Origin of the sequence: Halomonas sp. R57-5, assembly GCF_900070345.1 — a bacterium.
GTDB lineage: Bacteria > Pseudomonadota > Gammaproteobacteria > Pseudomonadales > Halomonadaceae > Vreelandella > Vreelandella ventosae_B.
Window position 1 is genome coordinate 353,389 of sequence record NZ_LN813019.1, and the last position, 24,781, is coordinate 378,169.

Sequence of the window (24,781 nt, forward strand, 5' to 3'; positions counted from 1 at the left end):
CCTATGGATATCAAACCACTCGATGATCGCCTTTACGTGGCAGCACAACCTCGCCTCGACGAACTTGAACAGCTTGCCGAACAAGGGTTCCGCACCATTATCTCCAATCGCCCGCGCGGGGAAAGTGATGACCAGCCGGATCCCGATGCCCTCAAGGCTAAGGCCAAATCACTGGGCATGGCCTGGCATGAAGTTCCCGTAAAGCCTGGGGAATACGCAAAGGCGGACATCGACGCCTATTCAGATGTGCTGCATTCTGCAAAGGCCCCCGTGCTCGGCTTCTGCCGAACGGGAAAACGCGTGGCCCATTTGTGGGCATTATCACTCGCCCCGCAGCGTCCGGTATCCGAGCTGATCGGATCAGCCAATGCGGCTGGCTATGACTTGGAGCCCTTGCGCGACAGGCTTGAACAACAAGCCCATCAGGCAAAGGGTGATTCTGGGTCGTGAGCGTGCTATGGCCAACCTGAAGCATTATCTGCCCATCCTCCAGTGGCTACCCGGCTATAGACGCGATACGTTGGCCAGTGACCTGTTGGCAGCGGTAATCGTGACCGTCATGCTGATCCCGCAGTCGCTAGCATACGCCATGCTGGCGGGCCTTCCCCCCGAGGKGGGGCTTTATGCAAGCATCGCTCCGCTGTTCGTTTATGCTATTTTCGGGACCAGCCGCACCCTTGCCGTAGGGCCAGTGGCAGTAGTCTCACTGATGACAGCGGTGGCCATCGGTCGCGTCGCCCCGCAAGGGTCGCCGGAATACTTGGGTGCTGCACTGGTACTGGCACTGATGTCTGGTTTGCTTCTCATCCTCATGGGGGTGGCGCGACTGGGCTTCTTGGCCAATTTTCTCAGTCATCCCGTGATATCCGGATTCATCACCGCCTCGGGGCTGCTCATCGCGATCGGTCAGGCCCGACACTTACTGGGGGTGGAAGCCTCGGGTCACAACATGATCGAATTGCTGGGCGATCTGTGGGGAAACGTAGGAAGCCTCCATGGCATTACTCTTGCCATCGGTTTAGGTGTGCTGGCCTTTCTTTATGCTGCCCGGCGTTGGTTAAAGCTAGGGCTCCTGTCGCTAGGCCTGCCGTCACGCTCAGCGGATATGCTGTCCAAGGCAACACCGATTCTTGCCGTGGCGCTGACCACCCTAGCGAGTTGGGCCTGGCAGCTCGACCAGCACGGCGTAGCCGTCGTGGGCGAAGTACCGGCCGGTCTACCTCCGCTTACCTTACCAGGTATGGACCTTGGGCTATGGCGTGAACTGTTAGTAGCTGCCTTGCTGATAAGCGTGGTCGGTTTCGTAGAGTCAGTATCGGTAGGTCAGACCTTGGCCGCCAAGCGTCGGCAACGCATCGAGCCAAACCAGGAACTGATCGGTCTTGGCACTTCGAATATTGCGTCTTCCTTCTCTGGCGGCATGCCGGTGACGGGTGGCTTTGCCCGTTCGGTGGTCAATTTCGATGCCGGCGCTCAGACTCCGGCGGCAGGTGCGTTCACGGCCATAGGCATCACACTGGCCGCGTTGCTGCTGACACCGTTGATCGCCTATCTCCCCATCGCCACGCTCGCCGCAACCATTATCGTCGCCGTCCTATCATTGGTGGATTTGGGCGCGGTGCAAAAAAACTGGACCTATTCCCGCAGTGATGGCGTAGCCATGTTGGCAACCATCATCGCCACCCTGGGCCATGGAGTGGAAAGCGGTATCCTGGCCGGCGTAGGGCTGTCGCTCGCCTTGCATCTCTACCGTACCAGCCGCCCCCATAGCGCCGTGATCGGCCGAGTCCCGGGCAGCGAGCATTTCCGAAATGTCCTGCGCCACGACGTTGAGACCGATAAGCGTCTGGTCATACTCCGCATCGACGAAAGCCTTTATTTCGCCAACGCCCGTTACCTTGAGGATACCGTGATGGCCTTGATTTCCCGGGACTTCGAATTGCAGCATATCGTGCTGGCGTGTCAGGCAGTTAATACCATCGACGCCTCGGCCTTGGAAAGCCTAGAGGAGATCAACGCTCGGTTGAAGGATGCCGACGTGGCGCTGCATCTGGCCGAGGTCAAGGGGCCGGTTATGGACAAGCTTCGTGGCTCCGATTTCATGAAAGCGCTCGGCGGCGAGGTCTTCCTCAGTACCTACGATGCTTGGCGCAGCCTGCATCAAGAGAAAACGTCGTTGGCTCAGGCAACCAACACCCAACGGGTTCAGCAAACTAAGGAGTAAACGAAGTGGATTGGACTTCAAATCTGCAAGGACTGGCCGGCGGTATACTCATCGGCATTTCCGCTACCTGGTTGATGGCCACGCTAGGACGTATCACCGGTATCAGCGGCATCGCCGGCACGCTGGTGACGACGCGTCCAAAGGGCGACAGTGCTTGGCGGGCCGCGTTCTTGGTTGGCCTGGTCACCGGGCCTGTTGTGCTCGTTCTGGTGGGAGGCGGTCTGGGAAACGTGGTGGGACAGCCCAATGAGGTTATTGGTGATCCCGCCGGTGGCGTGATGCTGATGTTGATTGCGGGGCTGTTGGTGGGTGTCGGGACAGGGCTCGGCAGCGGCTGTACCAGTGGTCATGGGGTATGTGGCCTGTCACGTCTATCGCCGCGTTCGATGGCGGCTACCGTCACGTTTTTGCTGAGTGCCATGGCAACCGTCTATATCACCCGACATGTGATAGGAGGTGGGGCATGAGAACCTTAATGGCTTACGCCGCAGGGCTCTTGTTCGGACTCGGCCTCGCCATTTCAGGCATGACCGATCCGGCGCGTGTTCTCGGCTTTCTGGATATCGCCGGCGAATGGGACCCTACCTTGGCCTTCGTACTGGGCGGGGCCGTCATCACTACCTTCATCGGCTACCGGTTGGTATTGCGTCGGAGCAGCCCTTTTTTTGGTGATAAATTCCACCTACCAACCAAGCGTGAACTCGATAGCCGCTTGCTCGGTGGGGCGGCGCTCTTTGGCATTGGCTGGGGGCTTTCGGGCTACTGTCCAGGTCCTGCCATCGCCTCGGTCGTCGGACTGAGCACGCCTCTCGTCGCGATGCTTGTGGCAATGATTGGCGGGTGGTGGTTAGCAAAGCGGTTCTCAGGCAGCCGCTGACCAGCGCTTGAGCTTAAACCACCGCTTGCTAAGAGTGAATTATAGAACTAAAAGTGTAGATCTAGATTAGCGTTAAGATTGTTAGCTCTTGGTTAAAGATATCTTTGGACATGTTAACTTAAGGATAAGGAGGTCACATGCTGCCTTCAACGACTTCACGCGTTGAGCAGAATACTGCCGAAAGCATCAACCAGCATATTCGGCGGCGCACCGAAGACAACATCGCGTACTTTGCCCAACATCGCCATGAAATTGAACAGCGTCTGAACGAGCTCGACCATGAGTGGGATATTGAACGCACTCTGGAAGCGAACGCGGCTACCCTGAGCTTGGCTGGAGTGGCCCTTGGGGCGTTAGTCGATAAGCGATGGCTCCTGTTGCCTGCGGCGGTAACCGGCTTTCTGCTGCAACACGCATTGCAAGGATGGTGTCCACCCATTGTTATCTTCCGTAAACGTGACGTACGCACTTCAAAAGAAATTGACCAAGAACGCTATGCGCTTAAAGCCTTACGTGGAGATTTTTCCCAATTAGAAAGCGTTTCGCCGGCAAGCCCGCATGACCGCATGCATGAAGTGCTGGACAGAGTAGAACGTTAAGAGCGCTCCCGCTTATCCAAGCGAATGCTCGTCAGGCCAAGCAAGTCCGACCCTTAGCGGCAGGACCAAAATGTACATGCCAAATCACCGCTCTGCTCTCCTTTATTAAGAGAGCAGAGCTTATTTCTGCACGCTACACCTCCCCCCAGTGTCTTTCAGTCCGCTGAGTAATGTACTTACCCTGCTCAAGGTTTATGTTTACGTGCTAAAACAGCTGTTCCTGGCACAACTAGAAAGTGGAATACTGCGCAATCATGCCAAACAACGTAGCGCTGTTTGGGCAGAGTTGTATGAGTGGTAATATCCACGAACAATTATTCCACAGTGTTTGAGACTGTCTCGAAACGTTGCTTGGTTGCTTGGATTGCTTCGTTTGAAATACCTAGAACACTAAAATTCTGATAGCCAAGTTTGAGAAGATCATCGGCTAACGCAAATTAACCGCCGCCCACGTCGATAAATAGCCGCACTGCGATCTGGTGCAGCTTGTTGAACGAAATGCAATGACTGTGCAAGGTGTGAACAATGCCAGCTGACTTTTCAACGCCCTCTCAAGATTCATAGTGTCGTATGCTTAACAGGTATAAGACTGCCAACTCATTTATTGAGTTGACCCGCTGGCACGTTCATTTGGGTTATACCGCATTTCATTCACGATCTATACCCTTGAAATCACGTGAAACTAAATACAGCTCGGCAGCAAAGCATCAATATCGTACCGGCTGCATAACACTGTCGAACCAACATGCCTAATTGGCCGCAACTTCCGCTTTGGGTCGTCAGCTGTCCCTTTGCAACAATGCATGATGCGATTATCTATCTGCTGTCTTGCTATCTTGATCACGGAAATAGTCATCGGTAGCCACTAAACCCAAGTTGCCATCCGCTTTCACTACCTCAGCACAGCCATCTTCGCTGAATAAGTTTTGCACACGGCGTTCCTGCTTAAAGTAAGCCAAGGTGCTGAAGAAACAGCTTTCACACAGATGCAATTCGTAACGCTCTCCATCGTGTTGAGACCCGTAGCCCCACTGTGCTTGAAGCGTGGCAAATTCAAGCCCTTCATCCGCTACGCGGGTTGAGGAAAGGCATACATCACAGACCACATCGGTGACGGCATCCACTTCTACTTTTTCGATAACTTTCATTTTTCCCTCCCAAGGCCCATCACCTTAGTTTACGTCAGCCTAGCACGGGATGCTTAAGTCGGCTGAGTATCGTAAGCTTGAGTTTTCAACGCCCAACCCGCGAGACGAGCAGGATCTGCTATGGATAAGAAGGCCCTCAGTGAGCGCGATATTTGCACCAAGTTTATTACCCCTGCACTAGAGCAGACTGGGTGGGACATCCAAACGCAGATTCGCGAAGAGGTGACCTTCACTGCCGGGCGGATTATCGTTCGTGGTCGGATGCATACGCGGGGTAAAAAGCGCCGGGCGGATTACCTGCTGAGCTATCAGAAAAATCAGCCTATCGCGGTCATCGAGGCAAAAGACAACCGCCATCGCGTGGGTGATGGCATGCAGCAAGCGCTAGCTTATAGCGACGCGCTAGACGTGCCCTTTGTGTTCTCCAGCAACGGCGATGGCTTTCTTTTTCATGACCGGACTGGGTTGAGCGAGCAAACCGAAACCACGCTCACCATGGCTGAGTTTCCTTCACCGGAAACGCTCTGGGAACGTTATTGCCAGTACAAAGGCATTCAGCCAAACGCTCGCCCTATTATTGAGCAGCCTTACTATGATGACGGCAGCGGGCGAACACCGCGCTACTACCAGCGCGTAGCAATTAACCGTACCGTCGAAGCCGTAGCACGCGGTCAAAATCGTATTCTACTTGTCATGGCAACAGGCACCGGCAAAACGTTTACCGCTTTTCAGATCATTTGGCGACTATGGAAGTCGCGCCAGAAGAAGCGAATTCTGTTTCTCGCCGACCGTAATATTCTGGTCGACCAAACCAAGAACAATGACTTTAAGCCCTTTGGCCAGGCGATGACCAAGGTCACCAATCGCACAGTTGATTCGTCGTATGAAATTTATCTTTCGCTCTACCAAGCCGTGACTGGTAGTGAGGAAGAGCAAAACATCTACAAACAATTCTCACCGGACTTCTTTGATCTGATTGTTATTGATGAGTGCCACCGGGGTAGCGCGGCGGAAGATTCCGCTTGGCGCAAGATTCTGGACTATTTCAGTGCGGCGACCCATATCGGCCTTACCGCCACGCCTAAGGAGACCAAAGAGGTCTCCAATATCGACTACTTCGGTGCGCCGCTATATACCTACTCGCTCAAACAGGGTATCGAAGACGGCTTTCTCGCACCTTACAAAGTAGTACGGGTAGATATCGATAAAGATCTGCAAGGCTGGCGCCCCAGCAAGGGTCAGCGGGACAAGCTTGGCCAAGAGATTGAAGACCGCATCTATAACCAGAAGGATTTTGATAAACAGCTAGTACTGGGAAAACGCACCGCCTTGGTGGCCGCCAAAATTACCGAGTTGCTGGAAAGTACTGACCCGTATCAAAAAACCATCGTGTTCTGCGAAGATATCGACCACGCCGAGCGGATGCGCCAAGCACTGGTAAACCTAAACCCCAGACGCGTGGCCGAAAATCGCAAGTATATAATGCGCATAACCGGCGACGAGCAGGAAGGCAARGCCGAGCTGGATAACTTYATCAAYCCGGAAGARCGCTACCCGGTSATTGCCACCACCAGCAAGCTGATGACCACMGGSGTRGATGCCCAGACCTGCAAGTTGATCGTGCTCGATCAGCGCATTCAATCAATGACCGAGTTCAAACAAATTATTGGTCGTGGCACGCGTATTAACGACGACTATCMCAAGCACTGGTTCACCATTCTCGACTTCAAAAAAGCCACCGAGCTGTTCGCCGACCCCGACTTCGACGGCGAGCCCGTTCAGGTGTATCAGCCCCACTCGGATGACGCGCCGATCGTGCCTGAAGACGAGCAAACCGATGTGTATGGGGTTGAAGAAGAAAGCACTGAGGATGAGACAAACACCGAAGGCGTAGAAGCGGGCTGGGCAGAGTACGAGGTGGACGACAACGCTATCTGGGAATCGGATGACGGTGACGGTCGCGGTACAACCGAGAAGCCAGAGCCACGGCGTAAATATGTGGTAGATGACGTAGAAGTCAGCATTGTTGCCGAGCGAGTCCAGTACCTGGGGCCAGATGGCAAACTGATCACAGAAAGTTTGCGCGACTATACCCGTCAACAGGTGCAAGCGCAGTACGCCACGCTCAATGATTTTTTACGCCGTTGGCAGCAAGCGGAACGCAAGCAGGCCATTCTTGATGAACTGGCAGAACAGGGTGTTTTCTGGGAAGAGCTGACGGCCGAGCTAGGCAAAGCCTGGGGCGCTGAGCCAGATCCCTTCGATGTTATTTGCCATATTGCCTTTGATCGCCCCCCGCTTACTCGTCGCGAGAGGGCCAACGAAGTCAAGAAGCGCGATATCTTCACCCGCTATGAAGGCCAAGCACGCGAAGTGCTTGAGTCGCTGGTAGAAAAATATGCCGATGCGGGCATTGCACCCATTGAAGACCCAAAAGTGTTAACGCTGGCGCCCTTTAGCCGTATCGGCGCTCCGATGGAGCTAGTGCAAGCCTTTGGCGGTAAACTAGGTTACGACCAGGCACTGTTTGAATTAGAAAACGCCCTTTATCGGCCAATTGCCTAGTCTGGACTGGTATCCTTCCCATTTTCCCGACCTGCGCCGTTCGCCGCGCAGGTATGCTTGTGTCACTTTAATAATAGGTAACGATTCACCATGGCCATTAGCACCACGATTAAATCCATCCAAGACATTATGCGCAAAGACGTTGGCGTGGACGGTGACGCTCAGCGTATTGGTCAGTTGGTGTGGCTGCTGTTTCTGAAGATTTTTGACGACCGCGAGCAAGAGTGGGAAATGTTCGATGCCGCCTATCGCTCGCCCATTCCTGAGCCGCTGCGCTGGCGTAATTGGGCTGCCAACCCGGAAGGCATGACCGGCATTGAGCTGAAAGACTTTATCGATAATATGCTCTTTCCTGGCCTGCAGCAGTTACAGCCCAGAGGAGATGACTACCGTGGCGTGGTAGTACGCAACGTGTTTGAAGACGCTTACAACTATATGAAATCTGGCCATTTACTGCGCCAAGTGATCAACAAATTACAGGACGGCATCGACTTCAATAAATCCACCGAGCGCCACGAACTCGGCGGGATGTACGAGCAAATTCTCAAAGACCTGCAAAGCGCCGGCAACGCCGGCGAGTTCTATACACCACGTGCGGTGACCGAATTTATGGTCAACCGAGTAGACCCGAAACTGTATGAAAAAGTGATGGATCCGGCCTGTGGCACCGGAGGCTTCCTCACCTGCACTATCGAGCACAAGCGCAAGCATTACGTGGAGACGACGCAGGACGAACAGACCCTGCAGAAGAGCATTCATGGGGTCGAGAAAAAGCCCCTCCCGCACCTGTTGGCCACTACCAACATGATTCTGCATGGCATCGAAGTGCCGGATCAGATTAAGCACGACAACACCTTGGCCCGCCCGTTGATTAGCTGGGGGCCAAAAGAGCGGGTGGATGTCATCGTTGCCAACCCGCCTTTTGGTGGCATGGAAGAAGATGGCATTGAAACCAATTTCCCCAGCGCCTTTCGCACCCGGGAAACTGCTGATCTGTTTATGACTCTGTTCATTCATCTACTCAGGGACGGAGGCCGCGCAGCCGTGGTGTTGCCGGATGGCTTTTTATTTGGCGAAGGCATGAAAACCCGCCTCAAAGAAAAGCTGCTGGAAGAGTGCAACCTGCACACTATCGTGCGCCTGCCCAACGGCGTGTTTAATCCTTATACCGGCATCAAGACCAACCTGCTGTTCTTCACTAAGGGTAAGCCTACGGAAAGCGTGTGGTATTACGAACMCCCCTACCCGGAAGGCGTGAAGAACTACAGTAAAACCCGGCCCATGCGCTTTGCCGAGTTCCAGTCCGAAATCGACTGGTGGGGCACCGAGGATAATGGCTTCGTCAGCCGCGAGGAAACCCACCAGGCTTGGAAGGTCTCTATCGAGGAGATCAAGACTCGTAACTACAACCTGGATATCAAGAACCCCCACAAAGGCGAACAGGYCAGCCACGACCCAGACGAACTGCTGGCTAAGTACGAACAGCAACAGGCCGAAATCCAGGAAATCCGCCACCAGCTTCGGGACATCCTGGCCGATGCGCTCTCTCACAACAGCGATGAGAACACCGGCGGAGGTGCGGCGTGAGTGCTCGGGAGCTGATTACCGAGCATCTGGATTTGTGGACCGGGGCGGTTWCTAAGAAGTCCAGCAGTGGCCGGGGGAATAATGGTAAGGTTGAGCTGACTGGGATTAAGAGACTCCGAGCCTTGATTCTAGAGCTCGCTGTGAGAGGGCAACTTGTGCCTCAATCTCCCGAGGACACTTTGTTCAGAGAACTTCTGCTGCAGCTGCGAGGAAACCATGCGCCCATCAAAACACGGAGCCGGAGAACGATATCGGGCGAAGTGGAAGAAGATGAGAAACCTTTCAGCATCCCGAAAACTTGGGCATGGACAAGACTCGGAGAAATCGTTGATGTCCTAGACAGCCAGCGGAAGCCAATAACAAAGACTGCTCGGAAGGCAGGCCCCTTCCCATATTATGGTGCCTCCGGAATCGTTGATTATGTTGACGGCTATCTATTTGACGAGTCATTGGTGTTGGTTGGAGAGGATGGTGCAAAATGGGACAAGGGCGAAGCGACTGCCTTCTCTATTTCAGGTAAGAGCTGGGTTAATAATCATGCCCATGTTTTAAGGCCAATAAGAGAAGCTGTTACCGATGAGTATTTGGTGTACTTCTTAACTGCAGCGGACTTGAACCGGTTTATCACAGGGATGACTGTTCCGAAGCTTAATCAAGCACGACTGTCATCGATACCTGTCGCGACTCCTTGTCTTGAGGAACAACACCGCATCGTCCAAAAAGTCGATGAATTGATGGCCCTCTGCGACCGGCTTGAGCAGCMCACCAGCGACCAACTCGACGCCCAAGAAACCCTCGTGGACACACTGCTTGGCACCTTAACCCAATCCGCAAATGCTACCGAACTGGCCGACAACTGGGCCTGCCTCGCCGCCCATTTCGATACCCTGTTCACCACCGAACAGAGCATCGACAAGCTCAAGCAGACCATCCTTCAACTGGCCGTGATGGGGCGGTTGGTCGAGCAGGATGAGAGGGATGGGTCTGCCATCGACTTACTAACTCAAATTCATACAAGAAAAACTAAACTAGCTGGCAACAAAATAATCAAGCGGCCTAGACCCCTGACTCTACTGGGCGATGCTCAGCACAGTTACATAGCGCCTTCACACTGGGCTTGGGCTTCATTTCAGGATGTTGCTGACGAGATATCGACAGGGCCGTTTGGCTCCATGATTCACAAGCATGACTATGTTGAAGGTGGAATTCCTTTAATTAATCCGTCGCATATGATCAAGGGCCACATCAAAGAAGACTCATCAGTGAGTGTCTCCATGGCCAAAGCCGACGAACTATCTAGCTATAGACTAGCCACTGGCGACATTGTGATGGCTAGACGGGGTGAAGTTGGGCGTTGCGCAGTAGTGACAGAAAAAGAGGCTGGGTGGTTATGTGGCACTGGCAGCTTCGTACTCCGGTTTCACCCCTCTATGAACAGACAGTTCATTCTGCTGTTGTTTTTAACGGACACGGTTAGAGAGTACCTAACTGGCAACTCCGTCGGCACGACCATGACAAACTTAAATCACGGCATCTTAAAGAAAATGCCGGTTGCCCTGCCGTCTCCAGAAGAACAACAGCGCATCGTTCAAAAAGTCGATGAATTCATAGCCATCTGCGACCAAATTAAAGAACGCCTGAACCAAGCTAGCAAAACCCGCTGCCAATTGGCCGAAGCGGTGGTAGAGAATGCGGTGGCAGAATGACCGATTACTCCAAGCCTTGGCTCAGCCATCTTGAGCAATTGCAGCAGCTCAAAGATCGTGGCCTTACGGTCACAGATGACCAGCGTGGGTTGGCTCACCTCCAACGAATTGGTTACTACCGGCTAAGCGGGTACTGGTTCACTTTCCGGCAGCGTTCAGGTGCCTGCACGCCTTTAAATAAACACGGCAAGCCGCTGCTTAAAAAGGGCAAAACGGATCACCTAGCATTAGATACGTTTAAACACGGCACGACTTTTCAGCAGGCTGTTGACCTTTATGTGTTTGATAAACGGCTGCGTCTTCTCGCGCTGGATGGCCTTGAGCGTATCGAAGTTGCGCTGAGGGTAGATATTGCCCATACGCTGGGGCGATTAGATCCGTATGTTTATTTGAACCCTGCACTGCTGCACGATGAGTTTGCCTATAAAATCGATCAGAAAACAGGCGTAACACGTCTGCACAAGTGGCAAGAAAGTCACGCGCGTTTAATTAACCGTTCTCGGGAAACGTTTATTGAACACCATAAAAAGAAGTATGGCTTACCGTTACCGATCTGGATTGCCAGTGAAGTATGGGATTTTGGCACGCTTTCGCATCTGTTCGGTGGAATGAGAGAGGAAGAGCAGGATGCCATTTCCGTCCGTTATGGTATTAGCAATGGCCGCGTATTCGCTTCTTGGCTGCGCAGCTTGAATTATTTACGCAATGTCTGCGCCCATCACAGTCGATTGTGGAATCGCAATATGACTGACCAACCACGAAAACCCGGCAATAACGAAGCCACCTTGTTTTTCCAGGGCTGGCAAGATTCGCACGTTCAGGCACGCCCATTCTTACTGCTATGCATTGTTCAGTATCTATTGATGACGATTAACCCGACGAGCACTTGGTGGGCTCGCTTATCAGGCTTGTTAGGCAGTTTCCCCGATTTACGCGAAGCAAGCCTGGATTTAAAAGGTATGGGAATTATAGAAGGTTGGGAGCAGTGGGAGTGGGAAGCAAGGCAATAAAAAACCCCTAAGCAATGCTACTGCGTGGCAGTCTCACCGATAGGGGCCGTGTTGCAGTAAATACTAGGCCCCCACGTTTCGAAATACAACACTTTTTAACACCTGTAAGATAGCGAATTAACATGGCCATCGAACAAGGCATCTGGAAACTCGCGAGCACTCCTGGCGCGTTGCTGCAAAAGCTGCGCCCAGCGGGGCTGGCGGATGAAAGCCTGCTGGAAGAGCGGTTATGCAGGATGTCTCGATTCTAAATCAGGACTGGCTGCTGATTGGCCGCCAGGTGCGCACTGGCTTCGACAAGTTGATTGATCTTCTTACTGTGGACGCCAATGGCTCTGTCATCGTGATTGAGCTCAAGCGCGATAAGACACCGCGTGATGTGGTGGCTCAGGCTATCGACTACGCCCCCTGGATCGTGACACTAACGGATTACCAGTTAATCGATATTTACCAACAGTTCGCTGAGCGCTATGCGCGCCCTTACGCCACGCTGGAAGAAGCCTTTGAGGCCAAATTCGGTATATCACTAGACGGTGTCACGCTCAATGAAAACCATCAGTTGGTGGTGGGCGCCACGCAGCTAGATGCCAGCAGCGAACGGATTATCAACTACCTCAACGAGCATGCTCAGCTACCGATTAACGCCATGTTCTTTAATGCGTTTGAGGATAACGGCAATCGTTATCTCAGTCGCGCTTGGATGATCGACCCGGACGAGCCGACTAACCCCATAGACAGAAAAACCAATAAAGACCCTGGAACGGGGAGTTTTACGCCTCCTTTGGCGATGAAAGACCATGGGAGCAAGCGCGGCGTTTGGGCTTTATTGCAGGCGGTGGCGCCGCGTGGTATTCCAAAACTCTCTCAATGCTCTCAGAGGGCGACCGTGTGTGGGTCAATATTCAGAAAACGGGCTATGTGGGGGTCGGTGAGGTAATTGGCGAGCGCTTCCGTGCTACGGAGTATCACTTCGACACAGAAAACGGTGCTAAAACGCTGTTAGAGCTTGCTTCGGCTAGCGAGTACCCACACCTTTATCGAGAGTGTGATGATGAAGAAGAGAGCGCCGAGTACTTGGTACCAGTGCGCTGGCTTTATACGGTAGAGCGCACCGATGCATTCAGCGAGGTAGGCTTGTTCGGCAACCAGAACACGGTCTGCAAACCCACCACGCCAAAGTGGTCGCATACCGTGGAGCGCCTGAGACAGGTCTGGCTACTGAAATGCTAAAGCAGGTCTTATTCTTTAGGGGCGGTTGTGTCGCTGCCTTATTAATATGGAAATAAATCCTCACCTAGTATCATAAAATCTGTGGAACCCTATCAAACTTCAATTCCTAAGCGGTTTACCTCTTCCTAGTATTACCCCTTGATAGTCTCTCAATTGTTATCGGTTTCACGAGCGTCGTTATAATATTTAGGCTTCTTTTCTTCCATGAGTCGAGATAAGTGGCATCTGAGTATTAGCCACTCCATCGGTTATGCTGTTGGTTCAGACTTATCAGGTATTGGGACGTGCTCGATGATGTCTTCGACCTTGCATTTAAAATAATCACATAGTCGATCAACATTTTCCGTTCCCGTGTTGTAACCACGCTGATTAGCGATTTTTGACAGCGTTGTGCGATGGATGCCTGTGGCCTGAGATACTTCATCAATAGTAACCCGCCTATTTTCTTGAAACCCTTTCTCAGCAAGTAGCTCTTTTAAGCGAAATCGAATCATGAAAGTAGCCTTTATCAATTGGCTGCATCCTATCAAATATTTTAACTTCCCGCATCTTATGTTGAGCAAAAGCTACAAAATGCGCTTGACAGCATCTTTTTAATGCCTATTATGTAGCGTGTAAGCTACATAAATCCACTAAAGAGCACATATGATGTCTATCCACTACTTAACTACGGGTGAGCTTGCAGAGCGCATCAAATACGATGCACGCACTATCCGTGAACGTTTAAAAGATGACGTTTTTATTGAAGGTATTCATTACATCCGCCCGTTTGGCGGCCGGAAGATTTTGTACCTTTGGGAGCCCATCGAGCGCGATATGCAGCTTCACTCGAAAGAGGAAAGTATTGGCGTACCAATGGCAGGGGGAGGTGTGTGCCATGGGTAAAATTGTTGCACGCCAGGAAACAGGAAAGCTGTACTTTGACTTCCGTTATTTAGGCAAACGCTGCCGAGAACAAACGTCACTAGATAACACGGCGGCTAACCGGAAAAAGCTAGAGCGGATTCTGGAGAAAATTGAAGCGGAGATTACGCTGGGCTCGTTTGATTATGGGCGCTACTTCCCGGATAGCCCACGAGCAAAGACGTTAAGCAAGCGGGCACTGACTACCTTAGGAGGTTATCAAGCGACGCCATTACTGCGCGGCTTTGCTGAGACTTGGTTTGCGGAGAAAGAAATCGAATGGCGCGAGTCACAGATCATCACCGTGCAAGGATGTCTGGATCGACATATTTTGCCAGCGTTAGGGCATAAGGAAGTCGGCAGCATCACCCGTGCAGAGATTCTTGAGTTCCGGGCCTCACTCGCCAAAGTAAACACCCGGAGCGGCAAGAAACTCTCTGCTAGCCGTATCAACCACATCATGACGCCATTGCGCATGATGTTGAATGAAGCCGCCGACCGCTATGAGTTTAGCTCACCGTACCGCGGGATTAAATCGCTCAATGTGCCACGTACCGATGTGGAACCGTTTTCCCTATATGAGGTGCAGCGGATCATCAGTAACGTCCGCGACGACTTTCGTCAGTACTACACCGTGCGCTTCTTCACGGGCATGCGAACGGGCGAGATTGACGGCTTAACCTGGGAGCATGTGGATTTCTCCCGACGTCAGATTCTAGTGCATCAAGCGATGGTGAACGGCAAGGTTGTGCCCACTAAGAACGATGGGTCCTTTCGTGCGATTGATATGTCGCAGCCGGTCTTTGATGCCTTGAAAGCTCAGTTTGAAGTCACTGGGAAGACAGGTCTGGTCTTCACGACGCGTAAAGGCACCGCGCTATCGCATCATAACGTCACTAAGCGCGTCTGGTATCCGTTGCTAGAAGAGCTTGGGATGAATAAGCGACGGCCTTATCAGACACGCCATACCGCGGCGACATTATGGTTGGCGGCAGGCGAGAGCCCCGAGTGGATTGCACGCCAGATGGGCCATACCACAACGGAAATGCTTTTCCGTGTTTACTCACGCTTTGTGCCCAACCTAACGCGCCAAGACGGCTCTGCGTTTGAGCGCATGCTTAACCAGAAACGCGCCTAGGAGAAGACGATGAAACAGCTCAATACTCTAAAATTGAACCGCGACGCTATCGAACACTCCATGCGCGTTACGGCAGCTATCCAATCTCAGCGACGCCTTGAACGGCGTTTGGCGGAGTCCTTGGCCGCCGCCACCAGCTTAGCTTCTGGCTGCGCGCTCGTAATGTGGCTTGGTGATGGGCAAGAGAACAGCAACCTTGATGCGCTAACGACCTGGGTAGGGCGCACCCTTCAACAACTTGGCCTTGACGCTAATCGCCAAGCGATCCCGCGTCTTCTTGCGGAATTAGAGCGCACATTGTGGGCCTGGGAGGATCAAGCATGGCAGTAACATCGCAGATAACTACTCAGAAGGCAGGACGTCAGTTTGAAGGTGAGGTTTACGTTGCTGGGGTCGAGGGGCCTGAATGGTTGATGCAGCATCAGGTTTGGTCGCTTTATTTGATTTGTGAAAAGGGGAACTGCCGTTTTTATCTCACAGATCGCCATATTACAGAGCAAGGTGTACCGCTAATGGGCCAGCGCATTCAGGTGACCGTTAAGTGGGCGAATTTCGCTAGTCAGAAGCTTTGTTTCATCACCTGTTATGAGGTGTTGGTCGGTTAGGGTTGGTACGGCTTTCACCATCCATTATTTAACTTATCCCCACCCCCTATTAGCAAAGGCGGTGGGGATAGTATTCTAATAAATATCTAGACATTAAACACTCTGAAACCACCCACCAGCATCATCATAAACACAGCAAATCTAAAGGCTTCCCATAGCGGCTGTTGACGATCTGAGTAATGACCGCGCGTGATTTTTAGATTGACATTGCCGTACCAGTACCTTGTGCGGCCGGAGGATGAAGATGTCGGTACAAGCTCGATACGTTTGTGAGGAATGTCAGTGGCATTAGACCAATAATTTTTTACCGGTTTATCTTTGGCCCCTTCTCCGGTTTCAACGATTAGGTAAGTGTGTTTCACACAGCGCAACGGCCGAAGAAGTTCCAGTACAGCGTTTATAGACTCCGCATCTGGGAGGGTGATATGTCCAGTACTTCGCTGCATACAATGGAACAGGTGAGTTGAGCCTACTTCAGCAATTGCTATGTTCTGTGGACACCAATCCATCAATTTGTGAAAAAACTGCCCAGCTTCTCGTAACACATGAGGTTTTATGGGCGGGGCCATGCAGCTGTTCAGTTCAGGCATATAGATGTTTTGGGATGCGATTAACTCACCTCGTTTAACGTTTTTATTGCGGCTGAATTTAGGATTACTTCGGCGAGTTGTTTGGGCCATAAGGTACTCCCCGCTTGCTATCCAACTTTGGAATTCTACAGGGTCGAGTACGAAACGTTTTGTAACTTGTGTTATTGCATCGCCCATGGACATCCCATGATGCTCTAGCTGTTCGAAGAGTCGTAGGCTCTGATAAATCGCGGTGACTTCAGGAAAATTACTACTTGTTTTCAGTACAATGTTCAATGGATTCTGGCTAGGTGCATGGTAGGGCTTCCACGCTGTCTTACTAAGAGAATCGGCCATAAAGTCATGCCATTGATCTTGTAGGTGCTGTAGTAACTCACTCCCGAGGGTGGGGTCTTTAAGCCCCCGCCGATGACGCCAACTTGTAAGCGCTGTTTTGGAGGGCAGGTTGAGTAGTGTGAGTTGCTGATCAATGCTTAGGGCTAGATCAAATTGTTGGTTTAGGGTTTTTCCTAGCGCCCAATCTAGTAAATGGCTATACGAACTGAGTGTTTCGTCGGGGCTGGCATGCCCCGCCCATAGTGCAAGTTGCCATAAGCGCTTACGGGAGGTTCGGTGCAAGGGCGGTAACCCTGCTAGGTCAGATATATCAACGCTGACATTGGGCAAAGCAATTTGGCCGTTATCATCGGTAGTCCACTCGCTGCTCAGCAGTTCGTCTGGTCTTCGTTCAAGCAATCGCAGTAGCGTAAAGGTGACGAAGCTGTGGCGAAGGTGGTGATAACGAAGATTCTTATCACCACTAACGGCTTTGAGGGCGATCTGAATCGGCCTGAAAAGCACGTTGTCTTCTAGCAATGAGTTACCGTCTCCACTACGGCAAAACAGTAGCTGCTTTTCGACGGAACGTGTCGTAACTTCGCCACGGCGCTGTTGTACCCAGTCGGTTAGCAGCGCTCGTTCTTCCGGCATCAATAACCATAGTGGTAGTCGTCGTGTTGCTGAGTAGCTTTTGCCGTTGTGAAATTTGTTCGCGCGTACGATGACGTCCCCTGACATTTCAGGTCTGTCCGGCAGATAGGCTATGTCATGTAAAAGCAGTGAGGCGCATTCATTGCGGCGAAGTCCTAGTCGATAACCAAGTATCAACGCAAGTTGTTGCATGGTTTTGAAACGTTGAGTCTGTTTAGACGATTCAATCATAGCGATCGCCCGACGGTATTCGGCGGGCGTAATAACATTCACATCTACGCGACGTTGTTGCTGGCCAGCTGCCTCAAACGCCATGGGCGGAACAGCATAGGCGTTGGATAAATAATGATGAAAATCGCGTAAACGACTTTGCGTTCTGATGCGGCTGGCCGATGTTTTAGCGTCATTAAGCACAGTCTCGTAAAGCTTTTCCCATTCATCGGTGGTGGCGATTTCCAACTCGTCAATCGTGTGTTCGTGAGTAATCAGCGGACGTGCAATAATAGAAAGGTAGGTGGCAACTGTACTGATGGTTAATGTAGATTTAACTCGACCTCCTTTACGGATCAGCGTTTTACACCAAGCCGCTAATAGCGTCATCATGACGCCGTTTTGCTCGGGTGTGGCTAAGAACGTGTTGATGTTGGCAATGGCCTTGGTTTTTCCTGTTTTTCGAGATGAGGAGGCTGCAAAACAGGCCTGTAGCTGTCTGTATCTCTTAAGCTGATCAGGGTACGAGCGACCACGCGCCGGGAATACAGTAAAGGCTGGATGAGTGTCTTCCTCGTCTTCGGTTACTTCATCTGTAGTAACGGACACTACCTGTCGGCTGACAAGTCGACGCCATGCGCTCGGTCGTAGCGATGAAGATGCGTCTGCGTGGCTAGCGTAGTGGGTTAAGAGAGGCGGCATTTCCATCGATGCCGATGTTTTTGCGRCGGAAAGAAGCGCTGTTAGCCTCACTCTAGCCAGTTCGCTGGAGAGGCGTTTTGCGTAATAAAGTAGACACGCTTCGGCGCTGTCAGACGGCGGCCAGCTGCGACCACGTTGCTGGTAGTAATTCAGTAGCAAAAGCTGACTCATAGGGCTCAGAAAGAGGCGTCTGTATTGGTAGTGTTGTTCATACTCCAAAATATTATCAGGTGACTCGTCAAGACAGGCTTTAGCCGAGTTGGTTTCCTTTTTGCTACCGGATCTTCCGGCTTGAAGTTCTTTTTTCAGCGTTAGATAGGCCATGTTCTTCTCAAACGCGATACCGTCAACGACGGCTGTAGGAACCTGTTTTAACCCCTCTTTATTGAGTAACGCGCCTTCGCGAACCAGCTGAAATAAAAAACGCCCCGCCAGCCATTTTTTTAATTCATCCTGCCGAAGGTTAGTGGGTGGCAATAATTGATCGTGCTTGTTTACAGCGGTATCCCAGCCGTGTAGCTGACTAAAAGAGTCCGTCGTGACTGGTGGCGATTTGCGTGGCAGCGTGACCATAGGGCTTGGAATACTCACTCGCCAATCCAGTTCTCGCGTGCCGCGCTCCAATCCTTTCACTAAAAAATTATGCTGTTGGCGTAGCTTTTGTGGGCTTGTGATCGTGTGAAGCGACTCAAACGCATCGCTGGTAGCTCGTTCAGGAAAGTCCAATCCAAGGCGTCCTTCCATGGCCCCCGGCACTCGAGCCTCTAGCTGATTTAGCGCTGAGGACAGCTCTTTGTATTTTTCGCGTGCGCGTTGATAGCGCCGCGACGCTTCGCCGTCAGTACTTGCTTGTATCGGAGGCGTTAATTTCCAGCCGGCCCAAATCGATTGTTCGCTCATAGCACCGCCCCCTCGATGGCTTTCCATCCCTGGTGCTGCATGATTGACTCGATGGCTGAGCTAATGTGCTCACGATACTCGAGTGGGCAAAATGTTGAATATTTTGCCCACGGCTCTTGGCCGGCATCCCAGTGGCCCATATAAGCATCGACTAGCTCGGATGAGCAGCCGCTTTCTTTAAGCTGTGTATGAAGAAAGTGGCGGTTGATGTTAAGTGGTGGAGAGCCTGGCCAGTCCAAGTGTTCCTGAAGTCTTTTAGGTGTGACCTGTTTGGGATGGCCGTATGTATCTAAAAATAGAAAAGGACTTTCCCACGCCTGCTGCAGATATAGCTGTAGGCGACTTACAATTGCTTCACGATGACGCAGGTAGTGTTGGAGTTGTTGCACCATGATACTTGGCAGCGGCAAAAAGCGAGCGTGGCTCTGTGCATCATCGGTTTTATCAGCGATGACCATCATGCGGCGTGACAACGATAGTTGGTTCCATTTCGGCAATGGGTCGCGAATGCTGCGATAACCGGTGCAGAACATCAGCATTGCCAAGGTGTAGGCCGTATAGCTGTTATGTACACTCACCGTCCGCTGAAACAGTGAACCGCTCTGATCGGCTGTCATTAACTGTTGTTGCATATGAGTTATCAGCTTCTCAACATACGCCGAGGTGGGAACTAACTGAGAGCCTACGTAGTGAGCTGTTTGCTGTTGTGAATCTGAAGCCACTGCTGTGTACTTAGAGTCAGCGGTTGTTTGCCCCTTTTCGGTTTTAGGTTTTGGCCACTGTTGCTGGATTACCCGCATGGCATCCTGGTAACGCTTTATCAGGTAGTGATTGCTAGGGGCGAAATAATACAATGATGCCTGCTGGCCAAAAGAGGGTACCCGGGCGGTTATCAAACAGGCCGCAGTTAGATCTGCATCACCGCTGTTCAACGTATTGAAGAGATGCATGCCAAGACGGTGTACCGTCAGTCGGGAACCTGTTTTCTTATTAGTGTTGGCAAGCAGTTTTTTAAGCTCGCTCGTGAATTGCTGTTTAAATTGGTCGGGAAATAAGGTAACTGCCCGCTTCCTTACTCGGTGTCCTCTGTGTCTAGTCAGTAAGTCTACGAGCGGTTGCAAAAATGCTGGAATCGGTAACACGAGATGCGCTTGTGTATTACGCATGGCGTGGCGCCACTGGCTGCTCAATTGGCGGCTATCCGGAGGTCTTATAACCCCAGTTATCCAGCTAGTCGAGTCAGACAATAAATAGAGTGACTGAGCATGAAGTGATGTTTTGGGTACTTGGTCAACGCGCTTTATGACATGCGCATCGAGTACGCTTTCCAAGCTTCGGCCGGTCATCAACATTAGACCAAGAATACATTTTAAGAAATCGTGGTTTTGCTCTGTACGATTTAGCTCAGCGTGTAGATGATGTAAATCGTATGCAGTGAGCTGCTCCCATCGGCCGGGTAAAAGCTGTGCCGATTTATCTAGATGCAGTTGCTGGGATCTGGCGCGAAAAACAGATTGAAGCGACGAATCGCCCTTCGCTAACGCTAATGGCTTGTCGCTCTGTATCAGTTCAATCGATGAGCGCTCTTCAATGGCAGAGAGGCCCGCTTTGCGTATGGTGCTGTAGTCTGCTGTTTGAGACGGGAAAGTGATTACTGAACTCGATAATGCTAACCATGGCTCATCGGGGTCTACGTCAAGGGGTCGAGTACGTTGAGGTAGTAAATAGTTATCGTTATCTGCTTGCTCAGCCCGGTAATTTTTTCGTGGCTGCCGATCATTGAGAGCGTACGCAAAAAAGCGCTCTAATTCTTGTACATAAACTTCACCGCCATCTGCCGTTCTTCCGGCAAGCGTTTGGCAGGATTTTAATAATTCATGAGTGGATTGATCCCATGGAGCAAACCGGGCCAACCTATCAGCATCCATACGTCGAGCAACTTTACAGGCTGCTTCAAGGTTTTTTTGATAAGTGGCCATGTTGAGACGTTTCTTATCATCGGCTGATAGCGATTGATGTTCGGCTAATGCCTCAATCTCTTTTCGCCATTGAAAAGCCGCGTTGATAATATGAGCGAGAAGCTGTAATCGATCTTCAGTGTCGATATGCTTAGATATATTATAGAGCGCGCCGTGGATCGGGTTAGTGCCGTAAATGCCTTTTTCGCCCTTACCTGACTCTACTTGAAACTCGATATTTTGGTTCTCAAGGGCGGAGATCAAATCTCTGATCGTTGTTAAATCCCAGCAGTCATCTCCAACAATAATAAGATGCTGAAGCGTGGCAATCAGAGCGGGAGAGAACTGTGAAAACGAGAAGTAGTCAGCGCGAGGCTGTATCGCATCTTCAAGAAGCAATGTTAGAGATACATTTAGTGTCACCTTAAAGGCCCTTATCTAGGTCAGTATTTTCTTCGGTTGAGGCCAATTGCTTCTAAAAACGATTTTTTAAATTGACACTTAGTCGATATTAACTCTAATACATCCGGAAAGTTGTCTTTCGTATGAGTTCGTAACTCTGAAAAATATGCACCTGCTTTAACTGGATCTAAAGATAAAGCCAAGTCGCTACTCATGTTTAAGGTTAGTGCAACTTTATTTATGTCGCTTTGCAACGGTGGCGCAATCAGGTTGATTCTGATTTTTGAAGAAGCAGGGAGACGTCTGGCAAGTTCAAGCGAACGAAAGTTACCAACACATATGTATTTCTTCCCTCTATTATCATTGTTCTTTTCATAAATTATAGGTGGTGAGTGAAGAACCGCTAGTTTGATGGCTTCCTCAGTCAGATCTCGCGCGTCTCTCAATAGCGGAGGGCGTAGCATAAGTGTTTTTAAAATATCGTGAGTGATATGCTCAGAGATTTCTATCTGAGACGCTGTCACAAGCTTTGAACCTAAGGGATTTATCATCAGTTTTAAGGTGCTTTGGCTTCAGGTTTTTATTTAATCTAACTGTGTTTTTGGTGAAAATCAAGACTATTTTTACATATAAAATTCACCTGTTAAGTTTGAATTTAGAAGTATCGGTATAAACTATATACGTAGTGAAATAGGAGTGCTTAATGAGTAGGTGTAATATACGTATTACTGATATTACACCTAAAAGAAGAGTGCTTAAGCCGGTTGGTAGTTCTTCTGGCTGCTAATCCGTCCATCCTCATGCGGAGTTAAATGAAGGTCCTACCGCCATGCTCAGCATGATTTGAAACAAAGATAGCTTCGCTCTATCTCAAGGAGGCTAGTGTCAGCGATTGATCGATCGCGATTGATTCATTGTGGAGGAGGGGGGCAAGTCTGTATTTGTAAGCTCAAATTTGCCGGTGGTGCGTATGCTGCAGGTGTGTGGGAGATTTGTGAGAAGGGAAGCGGTCGGCGCAAGAAGCGCACTATAATGTATGCTTAATGACGAATTCTGTTGAGAAGGAGAGCAGAGATGCCGGACGATCCTGTACTTAGCGTTTTTGCTTACCGGGCATTTGATCTGCGTGATCATTTTCCACAGCCATTAGAGACTTTCCGTGATGCGTTGGAATGTCTTCAAAGCGAAGATGCCTATTTGCCTGATATGACGGGTGAAATCGTAGCGTATCTGCGAGGCGGTAAAGCACTAACGATTCCAGATGAATTCTTTCTGCGCCGTTTGGACGGTGACGCATCCCTGGTTCACCCAGAAGAAAACGATGTTGTTTGTGATTCAGTGGAAAAATGGCTTCAGGAGACATTGAGTCAGACACAGCCCATTACAGAAGCGTATACCGCTTCATCGGCCTATCCAAGGCGGTTTGAGTTGACGAGCTGATGAGAACGTTGGGTCTCGCTCCAGAAAATGAATGGGCGTATCGTTTGATGAAGCTTTACTTGCCGTCAGTTTGAATGATGCTGCCTATTCACAACTGATAGCGGGCGTCGCCGCCTAATACCGCTGAGGCACAGAAGGTCAAATGAAACCCTATCCAGACAAGTTAATGCGTAAACTCAACCTTCCGCATACTGAGTCGGCGTTGGTTCAGCGCATGACGCCGTGTAGTGCTCATGCGGACGACCTCGCCCAGCTATCCACGAATGAACTGGTCCCAGAAAAAAATGACAGTATCTCTTCCCTGCACGACATGCATCATCATCGGAGAGAAAATTAATCATTACGCTTCAAATGGCTGTAGATGCGTTGATGAGTGTCATTATTAGCTACTACTGCGCGGGACATGTGCTTCGGCCCATCAAATAGGACAGCACATTGGGCTAGGTGGCGAGGCAAGTTTGTTTTGTCCTTTGTCAGTGGGAGTGACTATGGCCTGTACTTGTGGTGGAGAACTTATCAGACTTAATGGCACAAAGCCCGATTGCCATGCAGAGATAGTGTTCAAGAAATGTTTACGTTGTGGTTCAACTTGTTGTGCCGTGCTGTCCATCTATGGCAAAGCAGTGTCTTGGGATTATCAAGACCACTTGGTGGCGCAATGCTGGTTCAATTCATTGACGCTAAACCGCGCTGATGAGCTATATCGGTCTGTCACGGCACTACAGTCAGTCTTAGAGGTGCCTCCCGAGAGCTAGACACGGGGCTTATGAAAGCGTTGAAACCTCACTGTGAGTATCAATCTCTAAGATATATTGGTTCTTTCTAATAAGGCGGTATGCTATGAAAAGTCCTTTAGACACATTGCGAGGCAGTGTTAACACGCAAGGGAATGTTGTTGCTTTTGATAATGAAAATGATTGGGAAGCCTTAGGCGATTCACCCAGGTATACGCTCGAAGAGCTGCTTCATCAGTGTGATCCGTCAGCGCCTGAGGCTGCTGATATGATTGCTTGGCAGAATCTTAAAAAAGTAGGTCGAGAAGAGTGAGCCACTGTTGCTGATGGTATCGGCGCAAAGCGGAGAAGCTCGAGAAGCTGCGTACTAGGATTGAAGCGGATCGTGATTGTGCGGGTTCTGGATAGATACACGTTTGGCATGTGCATAGCACTCGTGTATTTTCTGCTATTATCTTAATCATGCGCGGCATTATTAGAGGTGAAATCATGAATGATGCGTCTCAATTTTGGATAGGTATATCGCCGATTTTGTTTATCATGATCGCTACATTAATTGCTGGCGGCTATACGGTATACAAGAATATTAAGCGCTCTAAGGGTAAATAAACGACTTTGTGCCTATGGTAAAACCTTATGAGCCCTGTGAACTTATTCCCTCAGTTAATGCTGTACTGAACTCATAAATTGAAGTTTCAATATGCCATATCCATCCTTGTTCACTTCTCACCTGTCTTTGTATCAAATGATATGGAGTCTTGTGGGCATTGGCTAAATTGGCAGAAATAGATTAGCCAGCTAGTTATAATTTCTACTGGTGAATGCAGGATCACTATTGATTAGATAGAGTGCATCATAAAAATTTAATTGCTTTAATTAAATTATATTTGTTCTACTCCTATAATGCTGAAAGCGAAAGCAAGCTTTCTTAAAAATTTAGTAGTTAATGTTGGACGAGGAGGGCTCTATGCAATCTAATAAAGAAGAGTATGGAAACCATGCCTGAACAATCAAGCACACCAGATGAAAACGATCAGACAGCCAAACTGGATTATCAGCTTGAGCGACTTATTAGAGTCGCAACTGTCAGCATGTTAGCTGCAGATGTGTGGGAGGACAAAGATGCCGCTGTTGCTTGGCTTTCTCGACCAAACGAATCGTTAAGCGGCAAAATTCCTATAGTGCTCTGTGAAACTGAAACTGGAGCGAAACAGGTTCAGCGTGTGTTAAATGCTTTGGAGTGGGGCGGCTCCGCATGAAGTGTTTTACATATGATGAATATCG

24 protein-coding genes are annotated in these 24,781 nt (G+C 50.4%); 19 read left to right on the top strand and 5 right to left on the bottom strand.

Translation table 11 applies throughout. The features are described 5' to 3' along the window. The first annotated feature begins 3 nt into the window (after nucleotides 1-3). The 5 genes from HALO_RS01660 to HALO_RS01680 all read left to right on the top strand — a co-directional run bounded on the left by HALO_RS01660 (nucleotide 4) and on the right by HALO_RS01680 (nucleotide 3,700). A complete protein-coding gene (locus HALO_RS01660) occupies nucleotides 4-450 on the top strand; it encodes a TIGR01244 family sulfur transferase (RefSeq protein WP_039857569.1) in 447 nt (148 codons plus the stop codon). A 7-nt stretch (nucleotides 451-457) separates the two neighbouring features. Next, the gene (locus HALO_RS01665) at nucleotides 458-2,224 is read left to right on the top strand and encodes a SulP family inorganic anion transporter (protein ID WP_050712919.1); all 1,767 of its coding nucleotides are present in this window, start codon (nucleotides 458-460) and stop codon (nucleotides 2,222-2,224) included. Between the two features lie 5 nt (nucleotides 2,225-2,229). Next, entirely contained in the window at nucleotides 2,230-2,691 is a 462-nt protein-coding gene (locus tag HALO_RS01670; RefSeq protein WP_039857566.1) for a YeeE/YedE family protein, read from the top strand. Continuing rightward, the gene (locus tag HALO_RS01675; RefSeq protein ID WP_039857564.1) at nucleotides 2,688-3,101 is read left to right on the top strand and encodes a DUF6691 family protein; all 414 of its coding nucleotides are present in this window, start codon (nucleotides 2,688-2,690) and stop codon (nucleotides 3,099-3,101) included. The genes HALO_RS01670 and HALO_RS01675 overlap by 4 nt, the downstream gene beginning before the upstream one ends. A gap of 137 nt (nucleotides 3,102-3,238) precedes the next feature. After that, nucleotides 3,239-3,700, top strand: a complete 462-nt coding sequence (locus tag HALO_RS01680) for a DUF2892 domain-containing protein (protein ID WP_039857563.1) — start codon at nucleotides 3,239-3,241, stop codon at nucleotides 3,698-3,700. A gap of 812 nt (nucleotides 3,701-4,512) precedes the next feature. Here the strand turns inward: HALO_RS01680 and HALO_RS01685 are convergent. After that, on the bottom strand, nucleotides 4,513-4,848 hold the full coding sequence (locus tag HALO_RS01685) for a hypothetical protein (RefSeq protein WP_039857561.1): 336 nt from the start codon (nucleotides 4,846-4,848) through the stop codon (nucleotides 4,513-4,515). Nucleotides 4,849-4,968: 120 nt separating this feature from the next. Between HALO_RS01685 and hsdR the strand changes: the two genes are divergently transcribed. The 7 genes from hsdR (at nucleotide 4,969) to HALO_RS23290 (ending at nucleotide 12,946) form a co-directional block, all read left to right on the top strand. After that, nucleotides 4,969-7,413: an EcoAI/FtnUII family type I restriction enzme subunit R gene (gene hsdR / locus HALO_RS01690; protein WP_050712920.1), complete on the top strand. Its 2,445-nt coding sequence runs from the start codon at nucleotides 4,969-4,971 to the stop codon at nucleotides 7,411-7,413. Nucleotides 7,414-7,503: 90 nt separating this feature from the next. Continuing rightward, nucleotides 7,504-9,000: a type I restriction-modification system subunit M gene (locus HALO_RS01695; RefSeq protein WP_050712921.1), complete on the top strand. Its 1,497-nt coding sequence runs from the start codon at nucleotides 7,504-7,506 to the stop codon at nucleotides 8,998-9,000. A gap of 155 nt (nucleotides 9,001-9,155) precedes the next feature. Beyond that, complete coding sequence (locus HALO_RS01700; RefSeq protein WP_172821647.1) at nucleotides 9,156-10,706, top strand: restriction endonuclease subunit S; 1,551 nt, start codon at nucleotides 9,156-9,158, stop codon at nucleotides 10,704-10,706. Continuing rightward, nucleotides 10,703-11,716 carry an Abi family protein gene (locus HALO_RS01705; RefSeq protein ID WP_009286131.1) on the top strand — a complete coding sequence of 338 codons (1,014 nt, stop codon included), beginning with the start codon at nucleotides 10,703-10,705 and terminating at the stop codon, nucleotides 11,714-11,716. The genes HALO_RS01700 and HALO_RS01705 overlap by 4 nt, the downstream gene beginning before the upstream one ends. A gap of 122 nt (nucleotides 11,717-11,838) precedes the next feature. Continuing rightward, a complete protein-coding gene (locus HALO_RS23600) occupies nucleotides 11,839-11,967 on the top strand; it encodes a hypothetical protein (RefSeq protein ID WP_269449319.1) in 129 nt (42 codons plus the stop codon). After that, nucleotides 11,946-12,653 carry a hypothetical protein gene (locus HALO_RS23285; RefSeq protein ID WP_009286130.1) on the top strand — a complete coding sequence of 236 codons (708 nt, stop codon included), beginning with the start codon at nucleotides 11,946-11,948 and terminating at the stop codon, nucleotides 12,651-12,653. Before HALO_RS23600 ends, HALO_RS23285 begins: the two co-directional genes overlap by 22 nt. Next, the gene (locus HALO_RS23290) at nucleotides 12,605-12,946 is read left to right on the top strand and encodes a hypothetical protein (RefSeq protein ID WP_197671966.1); all 342 of its coding nucleotides are present in this window, start codon (nucleotides 12,605-12,607) and stop codon (nucleotides 12,944-12,946) included. Before HALO_RS23285 ends, HALO_RS23290 begins: the two co-directional genes overlap by 49 nt. Nucleotides 12,947-13,194: 248 nt before the next feature. On the opposite strand, the gene HALO_RS01715 is transcribed toward HALO_RS23290, so the two are convergent. Beyond that, nucleotides 13,195-13,440, bottom strand: a complete 246-nt coding sequence (locus HALO_RS01715) for a helix-turn-helix domain-containing protein (RefSeq protein ID WP_039858018.1) — start codon at nucleotides 13,438-13,440, stop codon at nucleotides 13,195-13,197. Between the two features lie 151 nt (nucleotides 13,441-13,591). Here HALO_RS01715 and HALO_RS01720 point away from each other — a divergent pair, with 151 nt between their 5' ends. Genes HALO_RS01720 through HALO_RS01735 form a run of 4 tightly spaced genes read left to right on the top strand, consistent with a single transcriptional unit; the run spans nucleotide 13,592 to nucleotide 15,592 of the window. Next, entirely contained in the window at nucleotides 13,592-13,831 is a 240-nt protein-coding gene (locus tag HALO_RS01720) for a hypothetical protein (protein WP_231896791.1), read from the top strand. After that, nucleotides 13,824-14,987 carry a site-specific integrase gene (locus HALO_RS01725; protein WP_039857559.1) on the top strand — a complete coding sequence of 388 codons (1,164 nt, stop codon included), beginning with the start codon at nucleotides 13,824-13,826 and terminating at the stop codon, nucleotides 14,985-14,987. The genes HALO_RS01720 and HALO_RS01725 overlap by 8 nt, the downstream gene beginning before the upstream one ends. 9 nt (nucleotides 14,988-14,996) lie before the next feature. Next, nucleotides 14,997-15,317 carry a hypothetical protein gene (locus HALO_RS01730; protein ID WP_050712923.1) on the top strand — a complete coding sequence of 107 codons (321 nt, stop codon included), beginning with the start codon at nucleotides 14,997-14,999 and terminating at the stop codon, nucleotides 15,315-15,317. Beyond that, nucleotides 15,308-15,592, top strand: coding sequence for a hypothetical protein (locus HALO_RS01735; protein ID WP_039857557.1), 285 nt, complete (start codon nucleotides 15,308-15,310; stop codon nucleotides 15,590-15,592). Before HALO_RS01730 ends, HALO_RS01735 begins: the two co-directional genes overlap by 10 nt. A gap of 86 nt (nucleotides 15,593-15,678) precedes the next feature. Here the strand turns inward: HALO_RS01735 and HALO_RS01740 are convergent, their stop codons facing one another. From HALO_RS01740 to HALO_RS23010, 3 genes are read right to left on the bottom strand one after another with little or no spacing between them, the layout of a single operon-like run. After that, a complete protein-coding gene (locus tag HALO_RS01740) occupies nucleotides 15,679-18,963 on the bottom strand; it encodes a tyrosine-type recombinase/integrase (protein ID WP_231896792.1) in 3,285 nt (1,094 codons plus the stop codon). Continuing rightward, on the bottom strand, nucleotides 18,960-21,344 hold the full coding sequence (locus tag HALO_RS01745; RefSeq protein ID WP_009286127.1) for a DNA breaking-rejoining enzyme, catalytic core: 2,385 nt from the start codon (nucleotides 21,342-21,344) through the stop codon (nucleotides 18,960-18,962). The genes HALO_RS01740 and HALO_RS01745 overlap by 4 nt, the downstream gene beginning before the upstream one ends. A gap of 20 nt (nucleotides 21,345-21,364) precedes the next feature. Further along, nucleotides 21,365-21,847: a hypothetical protein gene (locus tag HALO_RS23010; protein ID WP_152419212.1), complete on the bottom strand. Its 483-nt coding sequence runs from the start codon at nucleotides 21,845-21,847 to the stop codon at nucleotides 21,365-21,367. A gap of 550 nt (nucleotides 21,848-22,397) precedes the next feature. Between HALO_RS23010 and HALO_RS01750 the strand changes: the two genes are divergently transcribed. From HALO_RS01750 to HALO_RS01760, 3 genes are all read left to right on the top strand, one after another. Then, on the top strand, nucleotides 22,398-22,763 hold the full coding sequence (locus HALO_RS01750; RefSeq protein ID WP_050712925.1) for a hypothetical protein: 366 nt from the start codon (nucleotides 22,398-22,400) through the stop codon (nucleotides 22,761-22,763). Between the two features lie 840 nt (nucleotides 22,764-23,603). Continuing rightward, nucleotides 23,604-23,810: a hypothetical protein gene (locus HALO_RS01755; protein ID WP_039857552.1), complete on the top strand. Its 207-nt coding sequence runs from the start codon at nucleotides 23,604-23,606 to the stop codon at nucleotides 23,808-23,810. 676 nt (nucleotides 23,811-24,486) lie between these two features. Then, complete coding sequence (locus HALO_RS01760; RefSeq protein ID WP_050712926.1) at nucleotides 24,487-24,756, top strand: MbcA/ParS/Xre antitoxin family protein; 270 nt, start codon at nucleotides 24,487-24,489, stop codon at nucleotides 24,754-24,756. Nucleotides 24,757-24,781 lie beyond the last annotated feature (25 nt).

Excerpts from the sequence above, each read along its gene's own strand:
- HALO_RS01660 (WP_039857569.1), top strand. The coding sequence starts at position 4 with ATGGATATCAAACCACTCGATGATCGCCTTTACGTGGCAGCACAACCT.
- HALO_RS01675 (WP_039857564.1), top strand. The coding sequence starts at position 2,688 with ATGAGAACCTTAATGGCTTACGCCGCAGGGCTCTTGTTCGGACTCGGC.
- HALO_RS01680 (WP_039857563.1), top strand. The coding sequence starts at position 3,239 with ATGCTGCCTTCAACGACTTCACGCGTTGAGCAGAATACTGCCGAAAGC.
- HALO_RS01685 (WP_039857561.1), bottom strand. The coding sequence starts at position 4,848 with ATGAAAGTTATCGAAAAAGTAGAAGTGGATGCCGTCACCGATGTGGTC.
- HALO_RS01705 (WP_009286131.1), top strand. The coding sequence starts at position 10,703 with ATGACCGATTACTCCAAGCCTTGGCTCAGCCATCTTGAGCAATTGCAG.
- HALO_RS23600 (WP_269449319.1), top strand. The coding sequence starts at position 11,839 with ATGGCCATCGAACAAGGCATCTGGAAACTCGCGAGCACTCCTGGCGCG.
- HALO_RS23285 (WP_009286130.1), top strand. The coding sequence starts at position 11,946 with ATGCAGGATGTCTCGATTCTAAATCAGGACTGGCTGCTGATTGGCCGC.
- HALO_RS01715 (WP_039858018.1), bottom strand. The coding sequence starts at position 13,440 with ATGATTCGATTTCGCTTAAAAGAGCTACTTGCTGAGAAAGGGTTTCAA.
- HALO_RS01720 (WP_231896791.1), top strand. The coding sequence starts at position 13,592 with ATGATGTCTATCCACTACTTAACTACGGGTGAGCTTGCAGAGCGCATC.
- HALO_RS01725 (WP_039857559.1), top strand. The coding sequence starts at position 13,824 with ATGGGTAAAATTGTTGCACGCCAGGAAACAGGAAAGCTGTACTTTGAC.
- HALO_RS01730 (WP_050712923.1), top strand. The coding sequence starts at position 14,997 with ATGAAACAGCTCAATACTCTAAAATTGAACCGCGACGCTATCGAACAC.
- HALO_RS01735 (WP_039857557.1), top strand. The coding sequence starts at position 15,308 with ATGGCAGTAACATCGCAGATAACTACTCAGAAGGCAGGACGTCAGTTT.
- HALO_RS01750 (WP_050712925.1), top strand. The coding sequence starts at position 22,398 with ATGCCGGACGATCCTGTACTTAGCGTTTTTGCTTACCGGGCATTTGAT.
- HALO_RS01755 (WP_039857552.1), top strand. The coding sequence starts at position 23,604 with ATGAAAAGTCCTTTAGACACATTGCGAGGCAGTGTTAACACGCAAGGG.
- HALO_RS01760 (WP_050712926.1), top strand. The coding sequence starts at position 24,487 with ATGGAAACCATGCCTGAACAATCAAGCACACCAGATGAAAACGATCAG.